The following is a 14,361-nucleotide window of genomic DNA, read 5'->3' as shown; positions in this document are numbered from 1 at the left end:
GCCACTTCTCATACTTATTAACAATCATCACTGATCAAACATCATCATCTTATCAAGTTACCCCGGATAACTCTGGGATAAAAGTGGCATAATATATAAATAATAGAATCTACTAGAGTTTGTCAAGCGTTGCACAGAAAATCAAGTTCTTAGGGTGTGATGAAGTGAGGGAAAACAGAGACTCTAGTGGATTTGCAAGTATCTTGAAGCCCGGAGGTGGACCACTAATGTTTTTTGGTAAGAAAGAAGTGGCGATTATTCAACTTTTCCACGAGCACCTGGATTTCATCTCAAAGACTCTGGAGAACCTTGAAAAGGTCTTTCTTGCCATTGAGAGTGAGGATTCTATGTCGATAGAGATTTACGCGGAAGAGGTAAGAAAAATGGAATCGGCTGCAGATGCAAAGAGGCGCGAGATGGAAAATTCCATGTATCAAGGGGCCTTCCTCCCCAATTTTCGTGGAGATTTTCTCGGCCTTGCAGAAACGTTCGATAAGGTGGCTAATGAAGCGGAAAATGTCGTTGACCAGATAATACTGCAACATCTCTCGGTACCTCCAGAGCTCAGGAATGATCTGCTAAAACAGGCTCAGCTGGCAATTAAAACATATGAAGTATCGAAGGAGGCAGCCCTAAACCTCTTTCAGGAGTTGAGTGTAGCCGAGGAGATGATAAAAGAAACGGAACGTCTCGAGAACGTTGAGGACAGCCACGAGCGGGCACTTATAAAAAGGATCTTTGAAATGGATCTCACACTTGCCGAGAAGAGGCAGCTGCGGGAACTGGTTCTTTCGATTGGTGATATAGCTAATTATTCGGAGGATTGCTCCGACCGTATGGAAATCATCGTTCTAAAGAGAAGAGTCTAGTTAGAAGAGCCCCTTAACGGCATTGGCAATCAAATAAAGCCCAAGGGATACGAATCCGGCGATCAACGGAGTTTGTAACCATCCTAGAGCGATATTTCGTAGGATCTTGAAGTTAATGTCGCTGGAACCTCTTGCAAGGCCTGCACCAATTACTGCACCAACTATTGCCTGAGAAGTTGAAACTGGAACTCCTATTACAGCAAAAACCCACACAGTTATCGCTTGGGAAAGCACGGCTATCACAGCGGAGAAATGATCGAGCAACGTAATCTGCTTTCCGACAGTGAGCATAACTCTCTTGCTGAATGTCAGGACGCCAAGGGCAATACTTAGTCCACCGACTAGCGCGGCGGTTTCGTAGGGAATTATGCCTGCTAACGGGCCGGTGACGTTAGCGACGTTGTTTGCACCAAGAGCATATGAGCCGTACGCACCTATAATCAGTGCTCCAATCTTAAGTGAAAGATCCTGAGCCTGTATTGTCTTTATTCTTCTGAATAGAATCGCAGATAACTTGTAGAGAAAGAATGAACCAATGGCTGCCCCTATAGGGGTGGCTATCCAGCAGATGACTACTTTAGTTAGAACCGACCAGTCAACTGTTGAGTTTAGGATCCCTATCCCCAGAATTGCCCCCATCATTGCTTGGGAGGAAGAGGAAGGGATTCCCAGATATGTCATTATTGTCATTGAAAGAGCCGCTCCAATTGTGCTTACAGAAGCAGTTAGAAGTGTCTGACTGCTAACACTGGAGATTGTTTCCAGTCCCCTGGAACCCTCCAGGAGCGCACCAATAACTATGAAGATAGCAGAGAGCACCACCGCGACGCGGTATTTTACGAGACCTGAAGTAACCGCTGTTCCATATACGTTTGCAGCGTCATTCGCACCCAAAGCCCAGCCGAAAACAACAGCAGGTATTATCGCAAAAAACATAATAGCCTCCAACAGGAGAATGGAAATTTGATTGATTATATCACGGCCGTTAATAGATTCGAAGCCGCTTTGGGGATTTGATTAAAGATCAAAGTCGGCAGAAATACGGATAAGAAAGATTTATTGGAGCTGACACTACTAGAACTCAATGAAGACAAGTTCCGGTAGACTTGCGAGTCTGCCAGGAAACCAGCCGCCAACTCCTCGAGTTACAAAGACCTTTGTCCCATTGATCTGATAGAGACCTCTGAAGAAATCTCCGCTGAAGCGTCTTGTGCTCTTAAGAATGGCTTCAGTTAACCAGGGGATGTAGAACTGACCGCCGTGAGTATGCCCAGCAAGAACGAGGTCAAAATCCTTCAAAACGTCTTCGCGTTCTTCAAGAAGATTTGGAGCGTGAACCATCAGTATCTTGAGATCGTAGTCATCTTCCGGAAGAAACTTTGTCCATGAGAAGTAGTGATGTGAAGGAGTTCCCGTTAGTCCCAGTTTCTTATCTGAGATCTGAATTTTAGCTGAGTTTGCATGAACAACATTTATTCCTACTTCCTCATACACTTTCTGCATCGTAGTCGTTTCCGACTCTTCCCAGTTGCCATAAACTGCGTATACAGGCGCAATTGCTGTAAGTTCGGATAGAAAGCTCTCCATGTATTCCATATCCGTGTACGGAGCCAGAACATCTCCGCCAAAAAGAATCAAATCGACTCCCTCATCCGCGAACTTCTCGAGAATACGATCGTGGAGCGGCTTTTTCGTCCATATATGAATATCGGCAAAAAAGGCGATCTTCACTGAGGGGTCATCGGAAAAAGTAAGCCTCTCAACCGTCAAAATGTTAGGTTCGATTAAAAACACATAGGCAATAACGCAAGCAAAAACCAACCAGAATTTCCAATGCTTCAAGAGAAACCTTCCCCAAACAGTTTTGTCGTGCGTTAACATTTTACATTATTGTTGGGCCGTACCGATCTGTTTCACTAAATAAATCGTGATTTCTTCTTTACAAGGGCCCTACCTTTCCATTTCGTACATCCAAAGAAGTGAAAGATAATCGATAGATAGCCAATGATAGATGAGATCGTTGCGATAAGCGGATATAAAACGACAACTAAAGGCGAAAGACCGAACTTCGCACTTGCGAGAAACCAGAAGATTATTGAAAACAACACGCTAACCGTTGAGGAAATGCCAATTGTAGGTGAAGTAACCGCACTGGAAATGAATAGAATTAACATTACCAAAGGGAAAAGGTTTATCGTAAGTATCCATGTCCAAACAAAAATCGCCGGAATCAAGCGATATTCGAATAGGGCGAAGTAGTTCTTGAGAAAACCTACACAAGCATCTTTGAAACTCTCATACATTTTGCACTCAACAAGGTCTGAGGCATTGTAAAGCCTCCACTTCATTCCTGCCTTCTTAATCAGCTTTCCAAGAGAAAGGTCATCTACTCCATGGTCTCTTACGGACTCATGTCCACCAATAGAACAATATGACTTCTTCCTGAACATCATGAATTGCCCACAGGTGACAGAAAGTGCTCGAAACTTGGTTCTGTAGGCTAAGGCCAAGGGGAAAATCGACAATATGCTGTGCACCATGAAGGGCACCGTCAACAATTCTCCCAAGGTATCGGTTCTTTCTTTGACTACCGCCGAAAGCAAATCCAGATCTTCTATCTGCATTGCTTTGACTGCAAAGGAGACAGTCGACGGCGAGTGCACAGTATCCGCATCTGTAAAAAAGAGGATCTCCCCCTTTGCTTCCATTGAAAGTTGATTGCATGCCCAGTGTTTACCAAGCCAACCCTTGGGCAACGCCTTCACTTTGATTATTCTTAAATTGTCGGAATTCTTTGCCAGTGATTGCAGGATTTCCATCGTCCTGTCGGAAGAGCAGTCTTCAAGCACTATTACCTCGATATTGCTGTAGTCCTGGTTAAGGAGAGACGTAACACATGCAAAGATATTCTTCTCCTCATTTCTGGCGGGGATCAAAATGGAAACCATTGGTCCAGGAATGGCTTTCTTTAAGCGACTCATTCTCTTAATCACGAAAAGATTTGAAAGAGTAATTACTAGCATGATTCCGAGAAAGACAGAAATCGAGATAGACTGAGATTGAAGAAAGCCCATCTCACTTCCCTCCAAAAAACTTTAGCTTTATTGGAAAGACCAACTGATCTCTGTGCTTGAAGGCAAGTAGAGAAGTATTGAGTATCCATGTCAGGGTAAGAACCAAATTTCTTTGAACAAGTAGAAGTGCAAGAAGGCCAAACATGCTTAGAATGACCTTCCAACCATCTGTGCTGGGTACCAGAATAAACGTAAAAAACAACATTAACACACCGATTATCGTCGGCCCGACCCACAAGGTCAATCCTGACCAAATACCGAAAGAAACCGCGACTGCCTTTCCTCCTTTCATTCCCAGGAATGGGGAAAAGGCGTGTCCCAAGACGGGCGAAATCGCGACAGGGACAAGTCCTAGGCCTGAAATATCCCCAATAGAGCACGCTAGCAATACAGGAAGATACCCCTTAGAATAGTCAAGTGCCATCGCAATCAACCCCAGAATAATGCCTGCGCCTCTAATTACATTTGATGAGCCGGGATTGCCGTCGGCGATTTCCGATATTCTCTTACCGGTAGTTTTCTCATAGAGGATTTTTGAGTACATTATTGATCCGGAAAGAAAGCCCAAAGCTGTCCACAAAAGAAACATGATCCAATCCTCCTATGTAAAAAACGCAAGACTCCCCTTTCCGTTCGCCCTCACTGGACATTATGCAAAGCTGACCGCTACCGAAGCTTCATATTAGGATTATACAGAATCTCCGCTCCATAATTCGATAGTAAAATTCATCTTTGCTGGTACCGACAGAACTTCAGTCGATGGTACAATCTCATCGAAACTTGAAAGGATGGTGAAGATGAAGCGAATCCAGTTTATAGGTATCATTTTGATCATGTGGACAGCCACATTTTCAGTACAGAATCTCGCTGATCTCTCTTCCGAAGACTGGAGAGAGGATATCGAGTACCTTGAAGAAAGGCTGATAAGCATTCATCCCAATCCCTTCTTCAGGATAGATCGGGGGGTCTTTCAAGCTTCGATTGAAGCCCTTGAGCAAGGTCTTGATGAGTTGTCATGGTACGAAATTTACACAAGACTGACGGAAATCGTTGCGTCGATTGGAGACGGACATACGGTTGTCTATCCTCAAGGCAGTTCCACGCTCTATCCGATATATACTTACTGGTTCAGTGACGGTCTCTACGTAATTGCTACATCGGAGAGTGAACAGAGACTTCTTAATTCGAAAGTCCTCGAAATATCCGGCATGAAAGTTGATGATGCTTTGAAAGCCCTTAGAAGAGTTGTGTCTCACGACAACGAATGGGGTTTCATGAATTCTCACTCTGACTATTTGAACAAACCCGAGATCATGATGGGTCTTGGACTTGCCGACAAAGAAGGGAATCTGCTTCTTAAGATCGAAAACAACGGAGTTGTCAATGAAGTACTCGTTGAGCCTCAGAATACTGGATTCCAGTGGGTTCAGAAGAGAATAGAAGAAATCGACAGAACTTACATTGGAAGGAAGTACTGGTATCAGTATTACCCTGACTCAAAGATACTGCATTTCCATTACGCGTCATGTGGCTCAGAAAAAGGAAATCCGTTCATTTTTTTCAACTTCGAAATGTTTCTTTTTACATGGACCAATGCAGTAGACAAATTCGTTATTGATCTTAGAGGAAACGGAGGAGGTAGCTCAGTCATTCTGGAACCCTTCATCCTAAGAATGATGATAGATTGGAGGCTGAACAGAACGGGAAAGTTTTTTGTTCTAATCGATCGTGGAACCTTCTCTTCGGCAGTTCTCAATGCCATTTCTCTGAAAAAGCGCACAAATGCGATCTTTGTGGGAGAACCAACGGGAGGCAGTCCGAGGCATTATGGTGAAGTGAAGAGATTCGTCTTACCCAACTCCGGAATATCTGTAAGTTGTTCAAGCACTTACTGGAGAACAACTTCCGATACATCACCGGCTTTCATGCCAGATATCATTGCTATTAGATCTTTTGAGGACTACTACTATATGCGAGATCTGGCAATGGAGGCAGTTGAATTCTATAGAATTGAAAAGGAGGAATAAATGATCACGCTGTTCAAAAACGTTGAAGTATTCACACCGAAGCCTCTTGGAAAAAAGGATATTCTTGTTTCGGGTGAAAGGATCTTAGAGATAGATGAGCGAATTGATGAGTCTGCAATAGTTTCATTGAATGGAAGAGTTCTTGATCTTTCCGATGCATACGCAGTTCCCGGATTTGTTGATGGCCACGTCCATCTTATCGGTGGAGGGGGAGAAGGAGGCTTTTCAACTAGAACCCCAGAAGGTAGCTCGAAGCAGTTTCTCGAAGTCGGTACTACTACCATAGTCGGCCTATTAGGTACAGACGGTATTACGAGAGATCACATATCTCTCCTTGCAAAGGCCAGAGACGTTCAAAACGATGGACTGAACGCGTTCATGCTTACCGGTTCATACAGGTATCCGTTAAAGACGATTACCGGAGACATCATGAGGGACATAGTCCTGATACCGGAAATCATTGGCGTTGGCGAAGTCGCGATCTCCGATCATAGAAGCAGTAATCTGAGCGCCAAAGAATTGCAGAGATTTGCAATGGATGCTCGAGTTGCCGGAATGCTCTCAGGCAAGGCAGGAGTTGTTGTTCTACATCTTGGAGATGGTCAGGAGAAGTTGAAGCCCCTCTATGAAGCTATTTCAGATGGTACCCTCAGTCCAACTCAGTTGATTCCAACTCATATCTGTCGTACTGAAGAGCTCCTTTCTCAGGGCATTGACTGGGTGAGCAGCAAGGGTGGCTATATAGACATAACTGCAAATGAGGATAACACACACCTGGTTCTAAGCGATATTTACAGAAGAAAGATCAGATTCGACAGAATTTGCGTATCATCTGACGGGCTTGGTTCACTTCCGAAGTTCGACAGCGAGAAGAACCTCGTGGGAATAAAACCAGCACCGGTCGACACTCTTATGAAAAGCTTCATAAAGCTTATAAGTGAAGAAGGACTTCCAATTGATGAGGCTCTCAGACCCTTCACGATTAATCCTGCCAGATTCTTCCATCTTGCAGAAAATGGGATAGGAACACTGAAGAAGGGCGGCATCGCCAGTATTGTTTTTCTTCACAGAGATCTTAGCATCGACCATGTTGTTTCTAACGGCCGGTTGTTAGTGTAGAAGGAGGCTCATCAGAATGGAATTTGCCGCAGTGTATTACAGTAGATCGGGTTCCACCAGAGCTATCGCAGAAAGCTTTGCAGGTTCTTGCGGTGCAAAGCTCTTTAAACTAGAGGATCTGAAACCCAGGAAATCTGTTTCTGGGTTCTCCGCTCTTCTGGGTTTAGGAAGCGCTTTGAAAGAGCCACTGCCCGATGTAAGAAGTTTCGACTTGATTGTTCTTTTCACTCCGATTTTTGCGTGGCATCCTTCACCTCAGATGAATACATTCGTAAGGAATGGAGATTTGAAAGGTAAGCATGTCTATCTTGTGGGAGTTGGAGCCGGTGAGAGCAATGTTAAAGCTCTCGAGAGGTTCAGAAAAGAAGTTGAAAAGGCGGGAGCAAAAGTGTTGGGTTCAAAGAACCTAAAAGGACTTCAAATTATGCAGGATATCAAAGAGGTAGAGCCGAAGCTTTTGGAGAGCGGCAGTCAGTTGGTTGGCACTATTGAGAGGGCTTTCAAAGAGACCTAGAACAGATGCTCCAGAAGTATCTTGGTGCCGATTGCTATCAGCACTGTTCCCCCCCACTGCCTCCATAGCTCTGCCGAGTTTCTGGCAGATCCTTTGACCTCCTCTTACTCCGATTGCCGAAAGCGAAGCGGTGATCACCCCAGTCATTTTAGCAGTCTCTATAACTGGTTTTTCTACAAACTCATAGGCACTACCTACGGCTAATGCATCTATCGATGTGGCGACTGAGAGAGAGATCAGAGTCAGCCCTTTGGTTCGATCCTTGCAAATTTCCTCTCCCTGGTTTTCAAAAGACTCGTAGAGCATTCTCCCTCCAATTATTGCTAGCAGAATGAATGCTATCCAGTGATCAAAATCCACAATGAAATCTCTGAAGCATGCTACCGGCAAGAATCCAATGAGCGGCATACCAAACTGAAAGAAACCAAAATGGAAAGATACCCTGAAAACATGCCTTCCTGTCACGCCAGGAAGAGATATTCCTGTACAAATCGAAACGGCGAATGCATCTAATGCAAGACCCGTAGCAACTAGCAGATTCTCCATTTAGAGCTCCCGTAGTAAGACTAACTAGATAGTGGCATATCGTCACCAGAAAAATCTGTGCTGCGGATTAGGCGACTTGTCGGCTCTGATCGAATCTTTTGAGGGCTCCAGTAATCTCACAAACAGAAAATCCCATCCAAAGACTTGCAGTATGTGGAAAGCGATTTGACGACGCCTAATCTGGAGGTTGGAACTGAGGGGAGAGAGTGTTATCATAAGAAGGAATACAATGATATCAAGGTGATGCATCATTAGTAATAACCTACGGCAGACGAAATCTGGCTAAAGAGATGAGCATGAAGAAGATGCTTTGCGGATTGGATCTGCAATTAAAGGATTTATCTTTTTTTTTGAGCATCTTTCAGTTGTCTAAGAGACAGGATCAAATCCGCCGGACAATCCACGAGCAAAGGCGGAAATTTACTTCCGTTTTTCCTATAGACCTGTATCTGCCTGTGATTCCGGTCTTCACATCGAAGGCTCAGATTCCGAACTTCAGCCCAGAGTAAAGATAAAGAGACAGAGTTCTAAGGTTCTGAATGATGATGAAATGATCGACCACTACAAAAAGCTTTCGGAAGGACTTGGAGGACAAGCGGTGGCACATTATGGGAACGCAATCTTGCTTATCCTGGACGTCGATCAGAAACGTTGGCTGATGGATGACACGATGGAAGAGACGTTTTACCTTGTGAGTAGGCCTCACCCTGCAAGAGTAGAGAGTTTTCCTTAGAATTCGCTCTCTATAGATATTCAGATGGCTAAGTACTTTGCTGATGCTACCGATGAAGAAAGGCCCGTTCTAGATAATTGTTTAAATGGTCTCAGGGATTTTTTCGCGAAGCAATCAGTTCATTTGGTGATCGGCATTTTGATCAGCAATGTCGCAATCCCACACTTCATGGCATGTCACTAAACGGCAGAATTTCGAAAGGAGAATAAAATGGCTTATAGAACAATCAATGGAGTTAAGCTTTATTATGAGATCAGAGGCAATGAAGAGGGGGAAGAAGCCGTCGCCTTTTTCAACGGAGTCATGGCTTCAGTAAACAGCTGGTCGCTTCAGGCACGTGTGTTTGAGAGATTTGGCTACAGGGTTCTTCTACACGACTTCAAGGGGCAGCTTCTCTCGGAGAAACCGGAAGGTCCCTACACATTCAAAGAACATGCGGAAGAGGCAAGACTTCTCATGAAGGAACTGGGAATCGAAAAGGTGCATTTGATAGGCACTTCATACGGTGGAGAAGTGGCCCTCAGATTTGCAATAGATTTTCCAGAAGCCGTTAAATCGATTTCGATCATCGATTCGGTAAGTGAGCTCGACGAAGTTCTCAAGCTTTTTGTTGGAGGCTGGAAGGATGCAGCGAAAGCTGGAGATCCGAGGAAGTTCTTCTGGAACATGGTACCGACAATCTATGGTGATTCATTCATTAGAAAGAACTTTAAGATGCTCGAAGAGAGAGCGATGGCCCTTGAAAAAGCCAGTTCCGATTACTTTGAAGGGCAGATTGCCCTATACGAAACTTTCTTAGGGGACGTTTGCATGACCGACCTTCTTGAAAGAATTAGCTGTCGGACACTTGTAGTATGTGGGGAAGAGGATATACTTAAGCCCAAAAAGTTCTCCAAGATCATAGCAGATAGAATCCAGAAGTCCGAGTTCGCAATTATTCCTGATAGCGGTCATGTGACAATATTTGAGAAGCCGGATGTGCTTAACAGCTTGCTTCTTGGATTCATCATGAAGAATTCTAATCTACATGTACAGTAGGTCGCGGGATTTCGCTCGTAGATCTTTCTGACAGACCTGACATCATTAGTGTCACTAAATGAGTTTATTCAGGCACGTTGCAATAGAGATTAACAGGTACTACTTTCACACCAGAATGCAGTCCCAGTTGAGTTACCTTCTTTACCTTATCTGGAGTAGTTCCAACAGATTTCGCGAGTTCTGAAGACGTATCTTCATCATTGAGTTTTTGTGAGATCAGATCGAATAAATTTATTGGTCTCCTCCTTTGAACATTCTGTAACATCTACTTCATTATACTTCTTAATCTCAAAAAGTAAGATCATAAACGAGACTCAATCTAATGAACGAAATATCTATGTTCATTTGCTGTTTCGTCTAAATCTTTTCGATCGAAAGTTGCAATCATTTGTGAAGCGTTGGTTCAGGAAGAAAGAGATCGTATTCTGAACGCCCACCTGGCTTAGAATAATGTAAATCAGGAAAAACCGTACTAGAAAATCGCACTCCAAACATGGTGGGCCTGTATTGAAGAAGAGTGTAAAAAGCAAATTTCAGGTCTGTCTTATTATTCGTTACCGTTTTGGGAGTCGTTCTGCAGCTATTACTTTCTAGAAGGCCTTCTGAGGCTTTTGCCAAGTTCAATTATTACACATTGCAGACTAACCTGATCGTTTCGATAGTTACCTTTCTGAATATTGTATCTGACTGGAAAGGCTGGAAATCACACAAAGTCGGTTAACTATTGCGAATCGTAAACGGTGACTCAGTTCTCTGGATAACCGTTACATGCGTATTTACCTCCTCCTATCCGGTTACATCAGCCGAAGGGAGTGGCTCTAATTGCAGACACTCTCGTTCACTGTGTTACTCCACTCGGTGGAATCATAAACCGGGTGCTAATTTAGGAGAGATGCTCCCATAAGTTTTTCTACCCCCTGTTGCAACTTCTTCAACCTTCTGGATACGCAGCCGTGTCTGTCGGTCGCAATGCATTAAGCGGTTTCTATCCATACTGGTTCTTGAATCCATCTGCCGAATACCATGCGAGGATTGGTTCATATACCAATCTAATGATCTTCATCCTGCCAGTGGGGACGATCTTCGTAGCAATTGATTATGCGATTTCGATTCATTTTTCGCCGAGGAACAAGTTCATGTAAATCATTTACATTGGGTTAGAACATGAAATCACTTCCCCGGGAATATCAATCAGTACTTGCGCTACCTGATATAGAAAAAGAGGGGCTTTGCCTTCCTTTTCGAAACTGGACTCCAGTCTCAGCGATTGGCGAAGTTTCTTTGATGACCCTTGTCTTTGTCGGGCGATTCATCCTCTTGAGATTGCCGTCTCTCAGCCAATGCCAAAGCATCTGCCCTTCGTTTGGAAACAACTCACTCACTTTGACTTCATCTTCATCAACAAAACCCGCCACTCTTAAGAGATAGGCTGACCGTTTCTCTTTCCTCTGAACTGCTGCCCTACGGCATAAACAAGAGTCGATGCCAAGAGAAGCTCAAGTCCTGGTGGGACAGTTTTCTTTATCCCTGTGCTCCCCCTATTCAAATAGCAAATTATCCTGCAACCCAAACTTTGAAGGTCCCCTGGACTACAGCTCTGGCCATTACGCAAGGAAATCTGCAACCCCAACTATCCAAAATGCTTGTATGGAGTTGACTCAAAGAGAAAGAATTTCTCATGGATACAAACTCTTCTTGTAAATCAGCAGCTTTACGGAAGATTTCCAGCAACTTCTCTGATCCTTTCTTGTTCAAAGACAGCAACGATTCGCTTCTATCATGATCGGACCGTGCAGAGGGTTAGCTTCGTCTGATAATCGGTTCGCCTTCAGGCATCCAAACGATCTTCTGGATCGTCTCTCGAGATTATCTTAGGAATTTGCCATATCGACAACTGCCTTCGCTCAGACTCACCAGGCTTTCAAGGTGAACAAGCAAGAAACTCAAGAAATTAAGGCATGGAGCACTGAAAGCTAAAACTGCGGAAATCCTGCTTCTTTCATAAAAATCAATTCAGCAAGAAAGTCCAGATTTCTTCCTAACGCCAATGAAAAATCATCACTCACGTCGTTTTCTTGCATCTAAGAAAGAAAATCGCCTTCATTCGATCCAGATCCCCCCTCTTTCATCCGGATCAGGAGTATACGGGTTTAATCAACCGAATAATCGGATGTATAATGTTAACGTTAACTGTTAACGTTAACAAGCAGAGGAGGATCGTTTGTGAAAAGGGCCACCTTGCGAGAAGTAGCAAAAAAAGCCGGGACATCCATGATGACAGTATCTAGAGTGATCAACTCTAAGGATTCGGTACGCGATGAAACCAGAAATAGAGTCCTAAGAGCAATAAGTGAGCTGGGCTATGAGCCTCACAAAGATGCGAGAATTCTCAGGGGTGGAAAGACTGGCAGAATTGGGATAGTGGTCTCCGATATCAGGAACCCATTCTATTCACAGGTGGTTGGAGATCTCGAAGACCTTGCTGAAGAGAACAATATGGCCATTATTGTTTCAGACACAAGCAAGAAGCTTAATCAGGAGAGAAAGGCTATAAAGTCGCTTCTGGACATAAAGGTTGATGCAATCCTGGTGGCTCCTGAGGGATATGAGAGCTCTCACTTAATTGATGTGATTAATTCGGGAACAGAAGTAGTTTCCTTCGGCGTTCATTTCGAAAACGACGAAATTTCGGAGGTTTCCATCGATGAAATCACAGGTGCGGCGAAGGCAGGAGCTTATCTCAAGAGTGTTGGAATTAGCGATGTTGTAATGATGATGGGGAATCCTCGCAAGTTTACTACAAGAGGAAGAATGGAAGGGTTTATGAGAGGTTTTGGACATGTGCCTGAAGACAGAGTGATATATTGTGAGGTTGATTGGAAGGCATCTTGTGCAACTGTTAGTGAAATGCAGAGACTTCCTCAGGCTTTCTTTTGCTACAACGACATGATGGCTCTGGGAGTGATGAAGGCATTGGAAGAAAGGGGAGTAGAACTAGGAAGTGAAGTTAAGGTTATTGGCTATGACGATGTTTATATGGCCGAAATTGCTGGCATAACAACTTTAAGAATTCCGATTCGTAGCATGGTGAAAGAAGCTTTCAAGACAATATTGGGAGACGAGGTAAGAAAAATGGTCTTTACACCGGAATTCATACGACGCAAGAGCGCGTAAACAGGAGGTGGCGAAAGTGAAAAGAGTTTTGTTGGTCATTCTGTTCGTTTCGGTGGCTCTGGTAGGCTTAGGGATTCAACAACTGGTTGTGAATTCCTATATGTCTGACCCGGAACCGAAGAGAGTTTTTGAGGAACTTGTACAACAGTTCGAATCAATGTACCCGGACTTTGAGGTAACCGTGAACACGTTTGCACATGAGGATTTCAAAGTGCTTCTCAGAACATGGCTTACTTCATCCAATCCGCCTGACGTTGTCACCTGGTTTGCTGGTGAAAGAATGAGATATTTTGCCAGCAAGGATCTTCTCGAACCAATTGGTGATATCTTTGAGAATGGATTTGAAGCAGATTTTCCAAAGGCATTTGTTAGCGCTTCTAGTTACGAAGATCGTATTTATTTCCTACCTCAATCATGGTACTGGTGGGGTGTGTACTATAGAAAATCCGTTTTCGAAGAACTAGGGATCACCGTACCCCTGACTTGGAAGCAATTTCTGGACGTCTGTGAGACATTGAAGGCAAATGACATGATCCCTATAACCATTGGGACAAAGTATCTATGGACTGCCGCCGGGGTCTTTGATTACCTGAACATGAGAGTTAACGGAATCGATTACGCTCTAAAGCTGACAAACGGAGAAATCCCATATACTGACGATGGGATGAAGGCGGTTTTCGAGTACTGGAAACAGCTTGTAGAAAACGGTTATTTCATTGAGGATGCAACATCCTACACATGGCAGGAAGCTGCCACCTATCTCTTCACAGGAGAAGCAGGCATGTACCTGATGGGGCAGTTCATAAAGGATGTTGCTCCACCTGATGTGAAGGATGATCTTGACTTCTTCAGGTTCCCTATTATTGATGGTAATCTTGGTCTTTACGAAGACACACCAATCGACGGCTTCATGATGCCGGCAAATGCCAAGAACAAAGAGGCAGGCAAGACATTCCTCAAATTCATCGCTTCGAAGGAAGCGCAAGAATACTTTGCCACGGAACTTGGAAGATTGGCTGCCAATAAGCATGTTCCCGCACCGGACGACCATGCTAAGAAAGGCCTGGAAATGATACTTTCATCTGACGGAGTAATGCAGTTCTACGATCGGGATACCGATCCAGAAATGGCTAATGCAGGTATGAACGGCTTTGTGGAATTCATGACCTTCCCTTCCAGACTCGATACGATTCTAAAGAATCTCGAAGCCGAACGAAACAGAATCTACAAATAAGGCTTTCTGTACAGGGTGGGTCGACAGGACCCA

13 protein-coding genes are annotated in these 14,361 nt (G+C 44.0%); 8 read left to right on the top strand and 5 right to left on the bottom strand.

The window, feature by feature from the left end; genetic code table 11:
* Positions 1-227: 227 nt before the first annotated feature.
* Positions 228-869, top strand: a complete 642-nt coding sequence (locus tag V513_RS12175; RefSeq protein WP_014732002.1) for a TIGR00153 family protein — start codon at positions 228-230, stop codon at positions 867-869.
* On the opposite strand, the gene V513_RS12170 is transcribed toward V513_RS12175, so the two are convergent.
* From V513_RS12170 to V513_RS12155, 4 genes are all read right to left on the bottom strand, one after another.
* Positions 870-1,805, bottom strand: a complete 936-nt coding sequence (locus tag V513_RS12170; protein WP_099772943.1) for an inorganic phosphate transporter — start codon at positions 1,803-1,805, stop codon at positions 870-872. It lies immediately after the preceding gene.
* Positions 1,806-1,943: 138 nt separating this feature from the next.
* Positions 1,944-2,711, bottom strand: coding sequence for a metallophosphoesterase (locus V513_RS12165; protein ID WP_257212111.1), 768 nt, complete (start codon positions 2,709-2,711; stop codon positions 1,944-1,946).
* A 74-nt stretch (positions 2,712-2,785) separates the two neighbouring features.
* The gene (locus tag V513_RS12160) at positions 2,786-3,943 is read right to left on the bottom strand and encodes a glycosyltransferase (protein ID WP_099772941.1); all 1,158 of its coding nucleotides are present in this window, start codon (positions 3,941-3,943) and stop codon (positions 2,786-2,788) included.
* A 1-nt stretch (position 3,944) separates the two neighbouring features.
* Complete coding sequence (locus V513_RS12155) at positions 3,945-4,532, bottom strand: glycerol-3-phosphate acyltransferase (protein ID WP_099772940.1); 588 nt, start codon at positions 4,530-4,532, stop codon at positions 3,945-3,947.
* A gap of 208 nt (positions 4,533-4,740) precedes the next feature.
* Between V513_RS12155 and V513_RS12150 the strand changes: the two genes are divergently transcribed.
* From V513_RS12150 to V513_RS12140, 3 genes are read left to right on the top strand one after another with little or no spacing between them, the layout of a single operon-like run.
* Positions 4,741-5,970: a S41 family peptidase gene (locus V513_RS12150; protein ID WP_099772939.1), complete on the top strand. Its 1,230-nt coding sequence runs from the start codon at positions 4,741-4,743 to the stop codon at positions 5,968-5,970.
* Positions 5,971-7,089 (top strand): beta-aspartyl-peptidase, encoded by a 1,119-nt coding sequence (iadA, locus tag V513_RS12145; protein WP_099772938.1) that lies wholly within the window; start codon positions 5,971-5,973, stop codon positions 7,087-7,089.
* Between the two features lie 16 nt (positions 7,090-7,105).
* On the top strand, positions 7,106-7,603 hold the full coding sequence (locus V513_RS12140) for a flavodoxin family protein (RefSeq protein ID WP_099772937.1): 498 nt from the start codon (positions 7,106-7,108) through the stop codon (positions 7,601-7,603).
* Here V513_RS12140 and V513_RS12135 read toward each other — a convergent pair.
* Positions 7,496-8,149 carry a manganese efflux pump MntP gene (locus V513_RS12135; RefSeq protein WP_257212107.1) on the bottom strand — a complete coding sequence of 218 codons (654 nt, stop codon included), beginning with the start codon at positions 8,147-8,149 and terminating at the stop codon, positions 7,496-7,498. The genes V513_RS12140 and V513_RS12135 overlap by 108 nt on opposite strands.
* 598 nt (positions 8,150-8,747) lie before the next feature.
* Between V513_RS12135 and V513_RS14285 the strand changes: the two genes are divergently transcribed.
* The 4 genes from V513_RS14285 (at position 8,748) to V513_RS12105 (ending at position 14,328) form a co-directional block, all read left to right on the top strand.
* Complete coding sequence (locus tag V513_RS14285) at positions 8,748-8,882, top strand: hypothetical protein (RefSeq protein ID WP_257212106.1); 135 nt, start codon at positions 8,748-8,750, stop codon at positions 8,880-8,882.
* 210 nt (positions 8,883-9,092) lie between these two features.
* A complete protein-coding gene (locus V513_RS12125; RefSeq protein WP_099772935.1) occupies positions 9,093-9,920 on the top strand; it encodes an alpha/beta fold hydrolase in 828 nt (275 codons plus the stop codon).
* A gap of 2,223 nt (positions 9,921-12,143) precedes the next feature.
* On the top strand, positions 12,144-13,094 hold the full coding sequence (locus V513_RS12110) for a LacI family DNA-binding transcriptional regulator (RefSeq protein ID WP_014732013.1): 951 nt from the start codon (positions 12,144-12,146) through the stop codon (positions 13,092-13,094).
* Between the two features lie 16 nt (positions 13,095-13,110).
* A complete protein-coding gene (locus V513_RS12105; protein ID WP_014732014.1) occupies positions 13,111-14,328 on the top strand; it encodes an ABC transporter substrate-binding protein in 1,218 nt (405 codons plus the stop codon).
* Positions 14,329-14,361: the final 33 nt, after the last annotated feature.

It is taken from the genome of Mesotoga sp. H07.pep.5.3 (genome assembly GCF_002752615.1).
In the GTDB taxonomy this organism is placed as follows: Bacteria; Thermotogota; Thermotogae; order Petrotogales; family Kosmotogaceae; genus Mesotoga; species Mesotoga prima.
Note: the sequence above shows the minus strand (reverse complement) of the source record. Positions and strands in the feature narration are given on the sequence as shown.

Excerpts from the sequence above, each read along its gene's own strand:
- V513_RS12150 (WP_099772939.1), top strand. The coding sequence starts at position 4,741 with ATGAAGCGAATCCAGTTTATAGGTATCATTTTGATCATGTGGACAGCC.
- V513_RS12125 (WP_099772935.1), top strand. The coding sequence starts at position 9,093 with ATGGCTTATAGAACAATCAATGGAGTTAAGCTTTATTATGAGATCAGA.
- V513_RS12140 (WP_099772937.1), top strand. The coding sequence starts at position 7,106 with ATGGAATTTGCCGCAGTGTATTACAGTAGATCGGGTTCCACCAGAGCT.
- V513_RS12170 (WP_099772943.1), bottom strand. The coding sequence starts at position 1,805 with ATGTTTTTTGCGATAATACCTGCTGTTGTTTTCGGCTGGGCTTTGGGT.
- iadA (WP_099772938.1), top strand. The coding sequence starts at position 5,971 with ATGATCACGCTGTTCAAAAACGTTGAAGTATTCACACCGAAGCCTCTT.
- V513_RS12175 (WP_014732002.1), top strand. The coding sequence starts at position 228 with ATGTTTTTTGGTAAGAAAGAAGTGGCGATTATTCAACTTTTCCACGAG.
- V513_RS12160 (WP_099772941.1), bottom strand. The coding sequence starts at position 3,943 with ATGGGCTTTCTTCAATCTCAGTCTATCTCGATTTCTGTCTTTCTCGGA.
- V513_RS12155 (WP_099772940.1), bottom strand. The coding sequence starts at position 4,532 with ATGTTTCTTTTGTGGACAGCTTTGGGCTTTCTTTCCGGATCAATAATG.
- V513_RS12135 (WP_257212107.1), bottom strand. The coding sequence starts at position 8,149 with ATGGAGAATCTGCTAGTTGCTACGGGTCTTGCATTAGATGCATTCGCC.